A 12979-nucleotide genomic window follows, 5' to 3' on the forward strand; every position below is an offset into this window, starting at 1 on the left:
TCGAGATGACGATGAATCAAAGGGGGAACGCCGTGACGGCGTACAAGAGGGTGTCGGGCAGAGTCGCTGCATTCGTGGCGGCGGTGGTGATCACGAGCTTTGCCATCACCGCCGTGCCGGTGCAAGCCGAGCCGTCAGGAGCTCGGACAACCGTGGCGGCACCGTCCGCGATCGCGGACGAGACAGCGCAGGCACAGCGAATCGTCGACTACATCAACTCAGCACAGCGGCAGGGTGCGGCGAAGGGTCAGGTGCGGGCCGTCAACGCCCTGACCCACGACGTGGCGACCCGGCCACTGGGGCCGGTTCCGGACACCGGTGCGGCCGGTCCGGCCCAGCGAGGTTTCTGGCCGGCTTTCGCCTACGGCCAGGTTCATCCAAATGCGGCACCACCCGGCGCCAACGACTTTTCGTGCAAGCCGAAGGCCGGGCAGAATCCGGTGGTACTCGTCCACGGCACCTGGGAGAACGCGTACGACAATTGGGCTGCGTTCGCACCTGTCCTGAAACGGGCCGGCTACTGTGTCTTCGCGCCGAATTACGGGCGCACCGACCTGCTCAACGGCGGCGGCCTGGGGGTAGCGCTCCCGGGCACGAACGGTGTTGTGGCCATTGAATACTCGGCCGCGCAGCTCGGTCAGTACATCGATCGGGTACGACGAGCGACCGGTGCGTCGAAGGTCGACATCATCGGGCATTCCCAGGGTGGTCTCGTCGCGCGACAGTGGATGAAGTTCGGTGGGGGAGCCGACGATCGGCATCCCGAGCGCAATAAGATCGGCAGGCTGATCACCTTCGGGGCGACCAACAAGGGGACGACGCTGCTGGGCATCGGCGCGCTCGGCCGGGGTATCAACAATCTCGGTCCGGCTTTCAACGTGCTGGGCGTGGTCGAGATCTTCGTCGGTCGTTCCGGTATCCAGCAGACGGTCGACTCGCCGTTCATCCGGAACCTGAACCGATCGAAGCTGGTGTTCCCCGGAGTCGATTACACGATTGTCGGCACCCGGTACGACGAGGTGACAACACCCTACGACCTCACGTTCATCCGTCGCCCCGGAGTGCGGAACATCGTCCTGCAGAACGGTTGTGAACAAGACACCTCCGATCACCTGGCGATGTCGTACTCGCCGCGGGCGATCTCCATCGCGCTGCATTCGCTGGATCCGGTGCGATTCCCGCGTCTCGCGTGCGGGCCGAGTCCGTGGTTCTTCAGCTTCTGACTCCTTCTGACTCCTTCTGACTCCCTCATGCGGACGCCGGGGAGGGCGTCGATGAGGGACCGGTCGGGCCGATCGTCGATCGATCGGCCCGACCGTGGTCTACAGGCGTACCCTGCGACTTGTGACCGCCTCGGACCCATCGCGTTATCGGTGGCTCCTGCACGTCGATCTCGACCAGTTCCAGGTTTCGGTGGAACGTTTGCGCAGTCCCGAACTGGTGGACGTCCCGGTGATCGTCGGCGGCAATGGCGATCCCACAGAAGCACGCAAAGTGGTGACGTGCGCGTCGTATGAGGCACGCGAGTACGGTGTGCGCGCAGGCATGCCGCTGCGCGCGGCCTATCGCAAGATGCCCGATGCGGTGTACCTACCACTCGACTTGGGTGCTTACGACGTCGCGTCGGCGGAGGTCATGGAGGTGCTTCGCGGATACGGCCACCCGGTCGAGGTGTGGGGATGGGACGAGGCGTACCTCGGTGTCGGGTCGCTCGACGGGGGCGAACCGTCGCTCGACGACGCCGAGATCGCGGCGCTGGCCACGCGGATCCGTGCCGACATCCGTGACGAGTGCGGGTTGAGCAGCTGCGTGGGTATCAGTGACAACAAGCAGCGGGCCAAGATGGCCACCGGATTTGCCAAGCGTCCCAACGACTCCGGCTCGGTCGTCGAGTCGCCGAAGGTCTTCCTGCTGGACGGTCGTAACTGGCTCGACCTGATGGGCGAGCGGCCCACCCGGGACCTGTGGAGTGTCGGGCCCAAGACGTCGGCCAAGCTGGGCCGTAACGGAATCGAGTTGGTGCAGGATCTGATCGGCACTCCGCGTGACGTGCTGATCGCGTTGTTCGGACCCCATCAGGGCAACTGGCTGTACGTGCTGAGCCGGGGTGGCGGTGACTCGACGGTGACGCCGGAGCCGTGGCTGGCTCGGTCGCATTCCAAATCGCAGACCTTTGCCCGTGATCTGCACACCTACGACGAGATGCGTTCGGCAGCCGCCGATCTGCTGCGTGACCTGCTCGACCAGGTGGTCGGCGAAGAACGCATGCCGTTCCGGGTGGCGGTCACGGTGCGGACAACGACCTTCTTCACCCGCACCAAGTCGCACAAGCTCGATGCGCCCACCACCGACTACGACACGCTGGAAGCGGAGGTCGCCGAGTTGCTCGCCAAGTTCGAGATCGACCGTCCGGTCCGGTTGCTCGGCGTGCGGCTCGACCTCGAGACCGATGACGACACCGAAGTCGGCGGTGACAACGAGATCGGCGGGGGCCGGGAGACGAGTGCGGGGACAGCATGATCGGCGTGAGGCAGGCGACGGTGGTGATCGCTCTCGGCGTGCTGACGACGTTGTCGGGTCTGGCGGCGTCGGCGCACGCAGATCGCCCGATCGCTGTGACCTACGACTATCGCGCCGGTATCGAAGCAGAGCTGCGTCGTCCTGGCGGGTCGCTGCCGGGTACCAACGACTTTCGTTGCCGGCCGACGACGGCGCATCCGCGTCCGGTGATCCTGCTGCACGGCAGCGGTGGTGGCCGACAGACCAACTGGGCGACGCTGGCAGCGGTCCTGCACAACGCCGGATACTGCGTCTTTGCACCCACCTACGGCACTCTGGGTGAGGTGTGGCCGGCGTCGGCGCTGGGCGGGCTGGGCCCCAAGCTCGACAGTGCTTGGCAGGTCAAGATATTCGCGGATCATGTGCGGGCCGCGACCGGGGCGCGTCAGGTCGACATCGTCGGGCATTCGCTCGGCACCGAGATCCCCACGTACTGGCTCAAGTATCTGGGTGGTGCCGGTTCGGTTGCCCACTACGTGTCTCTCGCTCCGTACTGGCGCCAAGGACCCGACGAGGACGACGCACGCGGGGAGTCGATCTACCGCCTCCGTGATCTGCTCGGCGTGTCCGGTCCGCGTCGCTCATGTCCGGAATGCAGCTCGCCGCCAAGGGATCTCGACTTCAACGCGGCAGTGCGTCGGCCGACGCCCTATCTGCCCGGCATCCGATACACCAACATCGTGACCCGCCACGACGAGATCGTCACCCCTTACACCAACGGTCTGCTCGCCGGGCCGACCGGGACGACGGTTCGCAACATCGTTCTGCAAGATGGTTGCGCCGCAGATCATTCCGGCCACCTCGGGCTGGTCGCGGGCCGCCGGTCGACCGCGCTGGTGCTGGCTGCCCTCGACCCGGCACGTGCGCCGCCGATCCCGTGTGTTCCAGTGGCACAGACCATTTGAGGTCCCTTTCCGCTACCTCGAGCAACTCCGGCAGCGGATGGGACTCTTCGAGTCAGCGACCCACCCGCCGACCTTGTCAGCGATCGCGGCGGCGGGAAGAGGGGCGTGGAGCGCGGCGCGGCGACGATGATCCACGAAAAATAGGGGAAGAAACTCGTCCCCTATCCCTGGAGTCCTCCCCGCGAATTTTCTCGCGGGCGACTCAACAAGCAGGGGCAGAAAGTAGGGGAAGAACCTTCCCCTACTTCCAGTGGTCCGGCGCCTCGCTGACGTGGCCCGTTCGCCTGCCCTTCGAGGTATCCCTCGGCTGGCGCCTCGGGTACCTCAGAGAGCGGTGGGGTGGTGGACGCTTATGTGCAGGTCAGGGCGCTAGTCACCGAACTCGTCGGATCAGCGATCCACCCGCCGACCTCGTCGGCGATCGGCGGCGGGAACAGCGCGGCCTCGCGGAAACCGCACCTGTGGCCAGAACCCGCAGGTGAGGCCAGAAACCGCTGGCGCGCATCGGGTTTCTGGCCAGACGCGGGTTATGGTTCGCGGCACGCCGACGCGCACTCAGACGAGGGTGGTCGTCGGGCCTGGGGCGCACAAGAAAGTAGGGGAAGAAGCTTCTTCCCCTGGCGTTGGAGTCCTCCCCACAAATTTTCGCGGGGACGACTTAGAACTTGGGGGAGGAAGTTCTTCCCCTAGATTCTTGCGGCAGGACGCTGACGCAATTCCGCAGTTCAGGAGGCCGAAAGCAGCACCCTTCGGATCAGCCGACCCACCCGCCGACCTCGTCGGTGATCGTCGAGGCGGGCAGAGCGTGGTCGCTGAGCGCGAAGGCAATCCGACTCACCGGCACGCGTCCGAAACGGGCCTCCTCAGTGCACTCCGAGGGCATATTGCCCTCGGTGACACCTCACGGCGACCGTTTCAGACGCCGACCCCCGCGGGCGAGCCGTTCAAGCATGGAACGCACCGCGACCCCGTCGGATGTCTGCACCCCATCCCGACCACGTGCACTATGCACGTGGCCAGCCTCCCAGGTGCAGATTGCCGCAGGTCGCGGTGGCGATCACCCAACGCGTCGAGTCAACCCGTCGCGATCAGCAGCGGCACAAGCTGTTCGGCCGACGACCACGCGCCATGGTGGCCGAGCAGCCGGGACTCGAGTGGTTCGTTGCGACTGCGGACGAGGACGGTGTCGCCGGTCGCGACAGCGATGACATCGCCGAGGCGGTCGGCGATGCGGCGCCCCACCTCCGGGCCGAACCAGCCCTCCTCGACCGCCTGCTCGCGGGTGGCGACGCGGGCCAGGCCGTGCAGCGTCGACGACCACGCATCCGACACATCGGTCGCGGCGGCAGAACTCGCGTAGGCGTGGCGCACCCGCGCCTCGCCGGCCACCGCGTCGGTGCCGGCGAGTAGTGCGGGCGTGGTGTCGATGTCGACGGCGGTACCCGCGGTGACCATGCCGTGGTCGCCGGTCACGAGGAGCGTGGCGTCGGGCGGAAGGGCGTCGGCGAGGTCGGCCACGAGCGTGTCGACGAGACGCAGCTTCGCCAGCCACTGCGGCGATCCCGGGCCGTGGAGATGTCCCGCGGTGTCGAGTTCGCTGAAGTAAACGTACACAAAGCGCCGACGGCGAGATCTGCGACGCAGTGTCGCGGTGACCGCGGCCCGAATTCCGTCGGATGTGACCGCGGGAATATAGCGTCCGGGTGCGGGAAAGGCGAGTTGGGTGAGCCCGGTTCCGCGGAACTCACCCGGCATCACGTAGGTGATCGCGATGCCGTCGTCGTCGAGGTTGTCGAGCAGGGTGGCGTGCGGCTTCACCAGCGCCGGTGGGTAAGTGACCAATGCCGACGGCCCGTCCGCGTTGTCGAGCGACCACCGCAGTGCATTGAGCACCCGACGCGACCCGCGTGCCCGGCAATCGTCGTCGGGCCGGAACGAGTAGCCGACGATTCCGTGTACGCCACAGGACGTTCCGCTGGTGAGGCTGGTGATGCTGGTCGCTGTGGTGGCCGGAAAGCCCGCGCGCAGTGCCGGTCCCCGCAACGACGCGAGATGGGGCGCGGCGTCGGCGTGTTCGTCGAGCAGGGTCGCCCCGAGTCCGTCGACGAGGAACAACACCACGGTGTGTGCGGTCGGGACCGTGACGTCGGTTGTGGCCCACGCGCCGAGCGCGGCACCCGCCGCCGGCATGACGTCGGCGAGTGTGTGCGGAAACTCCGACCAGCGGTCCGGCGTCAGGTCGCGCGGACCGACCTCGTCGGGCAGGGAGTGTTTGGGTGGCACAGTGTTTCAGCCTGCCGAATCCGTCGCCGGAATCCACTCGCGCCACGTGGTGGCTGCGGCGAGTGCGTCGGGAAGTGGGTCGACGCCGATGCCGGGGCCGGTCGGAACCCGCATCGCCGATCCGGAGTCGACGACAAACGGTTCGGTGATGTCGTGATCGAAGTAGCGGTCCGACGCCGAGATGTCGCCGGGCAGAACAAAACCCGGCATGGCGGCCAGCGCCAGGTTCGCGGCCCGGCCGATGCCGGTCTCCACCATGCCGCCGCACCACACCGGAATCCCGTGCGCCGCACAGACATCGTGGATTCGCGCGGCTTCGAGATAGCCGCCGACGCGTCCGGGTTTGATGTTGACGATGTCGCAGGCGCCCATGATGATGGCGTCCGCGGCGGCTCGTGCCGAGACCACCGATTCGTCGAGGCAGATCGGCGTCGACGACATCGCCCGCAGGCGAATGTGACTGCGCATGTCCTCCTCGTCGAAGGGTTGCTCGATGAGTGTCAGGCCGAAGTCGTCCAACTTCACCAGGTGGCGCAGATCGACCGGCGTGTACGCGGTGTTTGCGTCGACCTGCAGCATCAGGTCGGGTCCGAAGTGGTCGCGCACCGCGCGGACCGGAACGAGGTCCCAGCCCGGTTCGATCTTGAGTTTGATTCGCCGGTAACCGTCTTCGATGTAGCCGGATACCTCGTCGAGCAGTTCGGGCAGGGTGTCGCGGATGCCCACCGAGACTCCCACCGGTACCGAGGAGGCGATGCCGCCCAGACGGCTCGCCAGTGAAGTTGCGGTGGATCGCAACTCGGCGTCGAGGATGGCGGTTTCCAACGCTGCCTTCGCCATCCGGTGGCCCTTGATGGCCGCGATCCGCGGAGCAACCTCGATGGCGGTGACGTCGGTTCCCATGAGTGGTGGGATCAGGAAGCGCCGCAACACGTCGATCGCGCCGTCGGTGTACTCCGACGAGAAACTCGGCTCGTCGATGCTGACGCACTCGCCCCAGCCTTCGCCGACATCGGTGACCGCGCGAACGAGAAGTGCGTTGCGGGAGTGCTCGATTCCGAACGAGGTGCGGAACGGCGTGACCAGCGGCAGTTCGACCCGCAGGAGTTCGATCCCGGTCAGCTTCATGGGTTCTCTGATCCGGGTGCCGCACCAGAACCGGCTGCACCGAGCACGTAGTGGCCGGATCGCAGGAAGTCGACCGACCGGCGCGAATGGCCTTCGACGAGAAGGGGACTCAGAGCCTCGCGCAGTGCGATACGCCAGCGGGCGGCATCTACCGGATGACTGTGCCGCATCGCCTCGATGTCTCGTGGGACGGGCACCACGATCGTCGTGGCTGGATCGAATCGGTCGGTCCGCGCCTCTGGACGACCGGATTCGATGTCGATGCCGAGCACCGCTCCGCTTGCCACGAGTTCCTCGGCCGAATTCGCCTCTGCAGCTGGCTCGTCGTCGGCGCGCAGGTCCCAGGATGCGAGCACGCGGTCGGAGTCGTCGTCGCCGCCGAGTTCGTCGCCGATGTCGCCGTAGAAGTCCTCGTAGTAGTGGCAGGGCTCAGCACCGAGTTTGGTGATGTTGAAGTAGGCGTTGCGCGCGACGAGTGGATCGAAGGTCCACGTGATGGTGCTCAGCCCGCGATGCAGCGCCCATCGTCGTTGGTGCATCTTGAGCGCATACCCGACGTGGTGGCCACGGCCGCGTCGCGAGACGCCGGTGATGTGACTGTGCAACGTCTGCCCGACCGGTGCCGCGAAGAAGGCGACGCTGCCGCCGGCGAGGTGGTCGCCGATGAATGCGCCCGTCACGTAGTTGCCCGAATGCGACAACGCGCGCAGCATATCGGTGCTCACCGGGCGGTTCGCCGGGTCGGGCCGCCACACGTCGTCGAACACCCGGGCCAGGTCTTCGAGTTCGTCGGGAGAGGAGAGTTCTCGGATCTCGACGCCGGGGGATGCGTGCGGCATGTGCCCATTGTTCCATCGTGTGCGTGGCCCGGTGGGCCAGTTGGGGGAGCGCGCCGCATACGATGCCCTCATGCATCCGGCGTCGCAGCGACCGTCCGACGCGTTGACGCGCGTCGCGGTCGGTGCCGTCGTACCCGCGGTGGCGGTGGCTGCGCACGGTGTCGCCGGTGGCGGGATTCCCGGTGCTGCGGGCCTGCTCGTCAGCGTCGCCATCGGGGGACTGCTCGGATGTGTGGCCCACTCACCCCGTCGGACCCGGACTGCGGCGATGGTCACGACGACGCTGCTGCTGAGCTTCGCCCAGGTCGCCTGCCACTGGGCGCTCGCGGTCGGCGACGCCGGGCACGCAATGCACCAGGCGGGCGGGCCCGGGATGCTCGTGATGCACGCGATCGCGATCCCGGTCAGTGCCGTTCTCCTCGTACTGGCCGCGACACTGGCCGACGTAGTCACCTCAACCATCCGATCCATGACGCCACCGCCTGTCCTGCGCACACCTGCGCAGCCGCGGATGCGGTGGGTCGAGCCGCTCGTTTCCTCGGGACCGGTCCTCGGTGGGCCGGGTGTGCGTGGGCCGCCGGTCACGGCCTGAACCACGCGTCAACCACCGCGCCGCGACGTCGGCGGGTGGCCCACACCCATGTCGTGCGCCCTGACGATGGCGTGCGCATTCCCGAGAGGAACCCGAAACATCATGAAATCCATCGTTCGCTGGTCCGTCGTAGCCATCGTGATCGCGGCCGCCACCGCACTGCTCGGTGCGGTGTACGCGCCGAACGCCTCCGCACATTCGACGGTGAAGACATCGAACCCGGCCAACGGGGCGACGCTGACATCGGCGCCTGCCCAGATCACCATCACCTTCAACTCGCCGTTGCAGCGCGCGAACGCCACGGTCTCCGTCGTCGACGAACACGGTCGCGCGTGGCAGACGGGTGCGCCCGTGGTCCGCGGAACCACGGTGACCCAGGCGGTCAACCCGCGTGCCGGTAAGGGCCGCTATCAGGTCCGGTTCTTCTTCCTCGCGGCCGACGGGCATCCGTCGCCGGGCGTGCTGAACTACCGCGTCGCCTGAACCACACAGTCGTGATCGAAAGAGAGTGAACACCTTGCTGAACAACACATCTCGCGCCCACCTCCGGCGCATCCTGGTTCCGGTGGCTGCGGCCGCAGTCGTCGGTGTGGCGTCGTTGACCGGGGCCGGCGCGGCGTCTGCGCACGTCACCGCGAACTCGGCGACCGTCACCCAGGGCGGCTACGGCATCGTCAATTTCGTCGTACCCAACGAGGAAGACGTCCCGACGGTCTCGCTGCGGGTGTCGGTGCCCAACCTCGCCGGTGTGCGCACCGAGCCGATGCCGGGCTGGAAGTCGCAGATCATCAAGGACCCGGCGACCGAAGAGGTCACCGCCGTGGTCTGGACGGCCGATCCCGGCCAGGGCATCCCGGTCGGACAGTTCGAGGAATTCCGCATCCAGGGCGGCCCGTTCCCCGAGCAGGAAACCGTCGCGTTGCCCGCGGTGCAGACCTACGCGAACGGCGTGACCGTCGACTGGTCGCAGCCGGAGAACGCGGACGGCTCCGAACCGGAACACCCCGCTCCGACCCTCACCCTGGCGCCGAGCAACGGTGACCATCACGGCGGGGCGCACGGCGCGAACGATCAGGCCGACGCCCAGTCCGATTCGTCGACCTCCGACACCGCCGCGCGCTGGCTGGGCGGCGTCGGACTGCTGCTGGGTGCGATCGGCGCGGTCGTCGGCGTCGCAGCGTTGAGCCGTCGGGGCAAGAAGTCAGGTGGCTCCGACGATGCGTGATCGGCGGATCCCGTCGCTGGTGACCCTGCTGGCGTTGTGTCTGGGCGTGTTGGGCTTCGGCGTTGTCGGGACCCTCACCGCGCCCGTGGCGTCGGCGCATTCCAAGCTGGAGTCGATGGACCCGGCCGACGGCGCCAAGCTCGACCGCGCACCGGCGGCCGTGACGCTGACCTTCAACGAGGGTCTGCAACGCTCATTCGCTGTGCTCAACGTGGTCGGCCCGGACGGGCACTACTGGCAGAAGGGTGATCCGGTGGTGCGGGGCCCGCAGATCAGCGTGGTGGTCGGCGAACTCGGTCCGGCGGGGAAGTACACGGTGAACTACCGGGTCACCTCCGCCGACGGCCATCCGGTCGAGGGTTCGCGGAGCTTCGAGATGACCGTCGCCGGAAACGGCACTCCGGGACCGGTCGCCGACACCTCCTCCGGCGGCGACGGCGGCGGATTCCCGGTGGTGGCGCTGCTGATCGGCGTCGGCGTCCTGCTCGTCGTCGGGTTGGGCGTCGTGTTCTGGCTGAACCGACGGTCGTCGGGCTCGTCGGCCTGATCGATGCCCTCTGGTTCCGGTTTCGCGGCAGCCCGGTCACGTGACCTCATGGTCGTGGCCGGGCTGCCCGTGATGCTGGCCGGGCTCGCGCTCTGTTGGGTGCTGACCCAGCCGATCGGTCCGGGCGCCGTGGCGATTCCGACGACGGTCGCGCTCGGCGCGGCGGTGATGCTCGTCGGACTCGGAGCGTTGCCCACGATCGGAGCCGAACCGTCGACGCGGACGATCGGTGTTCTCGCCGCAATCTGGTTGATGGCGGTGCTGTTCGCGGCGTGGCTGCGTGCCGCGGACGTGTCGGGGGTCGAGCCGGCCGACGTCGATCTCGGCCAGTTCGGTGACGTGCTCATCGGCGGTGCGCCCGAACTCATCGCCGGAGCGGCGGCCGTGCTGGTGCTGGTGTGGGTGGTGGCGGATCTGTTGACCACCTCGACGGTTCCCGTGGCCGTGGTCGCGGCACTCGCCGCGATCGGCGTCCTCACCATGGCGATCTCGGGGCACGCGTCGGTGCATGCCTGGGGTCCCGTCGTGGTGGGCGCCCACGCGATCGGCGCGGCGTGGTGGTGCGGGAGCCTGGCCGCGATGGTGCTGTCGGTGCGCGGCCGATCGGGCTGGGCCACAACACTTCCCGCGTTCTCGCAGCGGGCCCCGTGGGCGGTCGGCGTGGTCGCGGTGACCGGCGTGGTTGCCGGCCTCGTCGAAGTCGGTGGGGTGACCGAACTCGTCACCACCGGCTACGGCCGGGTGCTCCTGGCCAAGAGCGTCGGCCTCTGCGTGCTGCTCGGCATCGCTTGGTGGCATCGCACCCGCTGGGTGCCCGCGGCCCAGCGGCATCGGAGGACCGAGGCCGCGTCGATCCGATCGGGCGTCGTCGAGATGCTGGTCATGGCCGTGGTGCTCGGCCTGGCGGCGGGGTTGTCGGCGACGTCGCCGAACTGACTGCCGCGCTTCGATTCAGCGGATCGCGCGCGGCTGATCCCAGATGGCGCCGAGTTCCTCGAGGATGTCGGTGGCCATGTGCAGCGTGCTGATGTGGCTTTCCCCGGCCAGCTCGAACAGTTTGGCGTCGGGCAGCAGGTTCACCATGTGTTCGCCGTGGAAGTACGGGATGATGTGGTCGTGGTCGCCGTGCCACCAGCGGACCGGGACGTTCACGTCGCCGACGCGGAACCCCCAATCCCGGGCGAACACAACCACATCGGCGAACGGCGCCTCCATGCGTCGGCTCCCGCCGTGCAGCAGGTCGTCGAGGAACATCGCCCGGAACTCAGGGCGGGCCAGGATCTCTCGGTCGGCTTGCGGGGAGAGGCGACCGTAGATGCTGATCGCGGGGTCGGCGATCGGGCGTGCGACGCCGAGGATGGCGCTCAGCACCTGTCCGATCGGTGCGCCCGCGACCCGCACCGCGGGTGCCAGCAGCGTGCCGATCCGCATCGCGCCGCCGCCGATGGCGTCGGGGCCCACAGTGGGTGCGACACCGCCGAGGATGCCCGCCGCGACCACCCGCTCCGGCATCGCATGCGACACGGCCAGCGCGTACGGGCCGCCGCCGGAGAGGCCGATGACCGCGAATTCCTCGATGCCCAGGGCGTCGACGACGGTGGCGAAATCGTCGGCGAACTCGGCGACGTTCACGTAGCGGTGCGGAGTCGACGATCCGACGCCGGGACGGTCCAGGCCGATCAGCCGGATGCCGTGCGTGGCAGCGTACTCGCGGGCCTCGGTCGGGATCTGACGACGTGCCCCGGGTGTGCCGTGCAGCCACACGACCGGCCGGCCCGAGGCCGACCCGAACTCGGCGAATCCGATGCGTCGTCTGTTCTCGCCGACGGCGATCGAGCCCTCGATCTTCGGACGAGCGATGTCCATCATCACTCCAGCATCGCATGAGCTAGATCACAGGCGGGACGGGTGGTCGGTTTTGTCTCGCGGACCCGCGCGGGCGTGGCTCCCTGCGCGTACCGTCGATGCGGTGAGTCCTGCCATTTTCTCGAGCGTTGCGCGTGCCTTCAATCACCTACTCAAGCCGTATCCGGCGCGTGATCTGCCGCCCGGCGAGATGGTCGAGTTGCCGGGTCGTGGCCGGACCTTTGTGACCGACTCCGGTCCGCGTGACGCGCCCGCGGTGTTCCTGTTGCACTCGGTGCTCACCACCGGGCTGCTGTGCTGGTACCCCTCGATTCCTGCGCTGAACAAGCGCTATCGCGTGATCACCCTCGACCATCGCTGGCATGGTCGCGGGATCACGTCACCCGGCTTCGATCTCGAGGACTGTGCCGACGACGTCGTCGCCCTGGCCGACGTACTGGGCATCGACAAGTTCACCGCAGCAGGCTTCTCGATGGGCGGCGGAATCGCCCAGCTGGTGTGGCGTCGACACCCGAGTCGGGTGTCGGGGCTCGTATTGTGTTCCACCGGACCGTATTTCAGCACCCACGATCCCGAACACCGTGAACGCGCACAGCGGACGGGCCGGTTTCTCGCCCCGATCTACCGGCGCCTGCCGCGGCCGTCGGAGAAGAGTCTGAACAAGACGACGTCGCACACCTCGGTGTGGGCGATGCGGCAGTTCTTCTCGACCCCGCTCTCGCACATGGGTGACTTCGGTGACGGCCTGGGCCGCTTCGATTCGCGCGACTGGCTCGGTGAGATCGACGTGCCCACCGCGGTGGTGGTGTCCACCCGCGACAAGGTGGTCGAGCCGGAGCGTCAGCAACTGCTCGTCGACGGCATCCGCGGTGCGCAACGTTTGGAGGTCGACGGCGGACACGCCTGCTGCGTCCTCGGCGCGGAATGGTTCATCCCGCCGTTCGTCGAGGCGGTCGACGCGGTGACGGTGGGGGAGCGTCAGCCCGCCGGGTGAGGCGAAAAATGCGGATCAGTCGGTGAATGACGTGACGTCTC

14 protein-coding genes are annotated in these 12979 nt (G+C 67.7%); 9 read left to right on the forward strand and 5 right to left on the reverse strand.

Annotated features, from left to right (window positions below; translation table 11 throughout):
• Nucleotides 1-32: 32 nt before the first annotated feature.
• The 3 genes from ACWDTF_RS08390 (at nucleotide 33) to ACWDTF_RS08400 (ending at nucleotide 3464) form a co-directional block, all read left to right on the forward strand.
• Complete coding sequence (locus ACWDTF_RS08390) at nucleotides 33-1223, forward strand: esterase/lipase family protein (RefSeq protein ID WP_355275534.1); 1191 nt, start codon at nucleotides 33-35, stop codon at nucleotides 1221-1223.
• Nucleotides 1224-1344: 121 nt separating this feature from the next.
• A complete protein-coding gene (locus tag ACWDTF_RS08395) occupies nucleotides 1345-2520 on the forward strand; it encodes a DNA polymerase IV (protein ID WP_449754267.1) in 1176 nt (391 codons plus the stop codon).
• A complete protein-coding gene (locus ACWDTF_RS08400; RefSeq protein WP_374247440.1) occupies nucleotides 2517-3464 on the forward strand; it encodes an esterase/lipase family protein in 948 nt (315 codons plus the stop codon). Before ACWDTF_RS08395 ends, ACWDTF_RS08400 begins: the two co-directional genes overlap by 4 nt.
• Before the next feature lie 754 nt (nucleotides 3465-4218).
• Here the strand turns inward: ACWDTF_RS08400 and ACWDTF_RS08405 are convergent.
• The 4 genes from ACWDTF_RS08405 to ACWDTF_RS08420 form a co-directional block, all read right to left on the reverse strand.
• Nucleotides 4219-4347, reverse strand: a complete 129-nt coding sequence (locus ACWDTF_RS08405; protein WP_449754268.1) for a hypothetical protein — start codon at nucleotides 4345-4347, stop codon at nucleotides 4219-4221.
• 191 nt (nucleotides 4348-4538) lie between these two features.
• The gene (locus ACWDTF_RS08410; RefSeq protein WP_433259417.1) at nucleotides 4539-5729 is read right to left on the reverse strand and encodes an alkaline phosphatase family protein; all 1191 of its coding nucleotides are present in this window, start codon (nucleotides 5727-5729) and stop codon (nucleotides 4539-4541) included.
• Between the two features lie 24 nt (nucleotides 5730-5753).
• On the reverse strand, nucleotides 5754-6875 hold the full coding sequence (gene menC / locus ACWDTF_RS08415) for an o-succinylbenzoate synthase (RefSeq protein WP_449754269.1): 1122 nt from the start codon (nucleotides 6873-6875) through the stop codon (nucleotides 5754-5756).
• Nucleotides 6872-7714, reverse strand: coding sequence for a GNAT family N-acetyltransferase (locus ACWDTF_RS08420; RefSeq protein ID WP_449754270.1), 843 nt, complete (start codon nucleotides 7712-7714; stop codon nucleotides 6872-6874). The genes menC and ACWDTF_RS08420 overlap by 4 nt, the downstream gene beginning before the upstream one ends.
• Before the next feature lie 70 nt (nucleotides 7715-7784).
• On the opposite strand from ACWDTF_RS08420, the gene ACWDTF_RS08425 reads away from it, so the two are divergent.
• The 5 genes from ACWDTF_RS08425 to ACWDTF_RS08445 all read left to right on the forward strand — a co-directional run bounded on the left by ACWDTF_RS08425 (nucleotide 7785) and on the right by ACWDTF_RS08445 (nucleotide 11014).
• Nucleotides 7785-8306 (forward strand): YtxH domain-containing protein, encoded by a 522-nt coding sequence (locus ACWDTF_RS08425; protein ID WP_449754271.1) that lies wholly within the window; start codon nucleotides 7785-7787, stop codon nucleotides 8304-8306.
• A gap of 102 nt (nucleotides 8307-8408) precedes the next feature.
• Complete coding sequence (locus ACWDTF_RS08430; RefSeq protein WP_449754272.1) at nucleotides 8409-8789, forward strand: copper resistance CopC family protein; 381 nt, start codon at nucleotides 8409-8411, stop codon at nucleotides 8787-8789.
• A 34-nt stretch (nucleotides 8790-8823) separates the two neighbouring features.
• Complete coding sequence (locus ACWDTF_RS08435; RefSeq protein ID WP_433259419.1) at nucleotides 8824-9531, forward strand: DUF1775 domain-containing protein; 708 nt, start codon at nucleotides 8824-8826, stop codon at nucleotides 9529-9531.
• Nucleotides 9524-10078: a copper resistance CopC family protein gene (locus tag ACWDTF_RS08440; RefSeq protein WP_240860155.1), complete on the forward strand. Its 555-nt coding sequence runs from the start codon at nucleotides 9524-9526 to the stop codon at nucleotides 10076-10078. The genes ACWDTF_RS08435 and ACWDTF_RS08440 overlap by 8 nt, the downstream gene beginning before the upstream one ends.
• A 3-nt stretch (nucleotides 10079-10081) precedes the next feature.
• Nucleotides 10082-11014 (forward strand): copper resistance D family protein, encoded by a 933-nt coding sequence (locus ACWDTF_RS08445; RefSeq protein WP_449754273.1) that lies wholly within the window; start codon nucleotides 10082-10084, stop codon nucleotides 11012-11014.
• A 15-nt stretch (nucleotides 11015-11029) separates the two neighbouring features.
• On the opposite strand, the gene ACWDTF_RS08450 is transcribed toward ACWDTF_RS08445, so the two are convergent.
• Nucleotides 11030-11947 carry an alpha/beta fold hydrolase gene (locus tag ACWDTF_RS08450; protein ID WP_240860156.1) on the reverse strand — a complete coding sequence of 306 codons (918 nt, stop codon included), beginning with the start codon at nucleotides 11945-11947 and terminating at the stop codon, nucleotides 11030-11032.
• A gap of 187 nt (nucleotides 11948-12134) precedes the next feature.
• On the opposite strand from ACWDTF_RS08450, the gene ACWDTF_RS08455 reads away from it, so the two are divergent.
• The gene (locus ACWDTF_RS08455) at nucleotides 12135-12938 is read left to right on the forward strand and encodes an alpha/beta fold hydrolase (RefSeq protein ID WP_240860182.1); all 804 of its coding nucleotides are present in this window, start codon (nucleotides 12135-12137) and stop codon (nucleotides 12936-12938) included.
• Nucleotides 12939-12979 lie beyond the last annotated feature (41 nt).

This window comes from Gordonia sp. NPDC003422 (assembly GCF_053588675.1).

Coding starts and splice junctions, on each gene's coding strand:
- ACWDTF_RS08425 (WP_449754271.1), top strand. CDS start 7,785: ATGCATCCGGCGTCGCAGCGACCGTCCGACGCGTTGACGCGCGTCGCG.
- ACWDTF_RS08455 (WP_240860182.1), top strand. CDS start 12,135: ATGGTCGAGTTGCCGGGTCGTGGCCGGACCTTTGTGACCGACTCCGGT.
- ACWDTF_RS08405 (WP_449754268.1), bottom strand. CDS start 4,347: ATGCCCTCGGAGTGCACTGAGGAGGCCCGTTTCGGACGCGTGCCGGTG.
- ACWDTF_RS08440 (WP_240860155.1), top strand. CDS start 9,524: ATGCGTGATCGGCGGATCCCGTCGCTGGTGACCCTGCTGGCGTTGTGT.
- ACWDTF_RS08420 (WP_449754270.1), bottom strand. CDS start 7,714: ATGCCGCACGCATCCCCCGGCGTCGAGATCCGAGAACTCTCCTCTCCC.
- menC (WP_449754269.1), bottom strand. CDS start 6,875: ATGAAGCTGACCGGGATCGAACTCCTGCGGGTCGAACTGCCGCTGGTC.
- ACWDTF_RS08430 (WP_449754272.1), top strand. CDS start 8,409: ATGAAATCCATCGTTCGCTGGTCCGTCGTAGCCATCGTGATCGCGGCC.
- ACWDTF_RS08450 (WP_240860156.1), bottom strand. CDS start 11,947: ATGATGGACATCGCTCGTCCGAAGATCGAGGGCTCGATCGCCGTCGGC.
- ACWDTF_RS08445 (WP_449754273.1), top strand. CDS start 10,082: ATGCCCTCTGGTTCCGGTTTCGCGGCAGCCCGGTCACGTGACCTCATG.
- ACWDTF_RS08400 (WP_374247440.1), top strand. CDS start 2,517: ATGATCGGCGTGAGGCAGGCGACGGTGGTGATCGCTCTCGGCGTGCTG.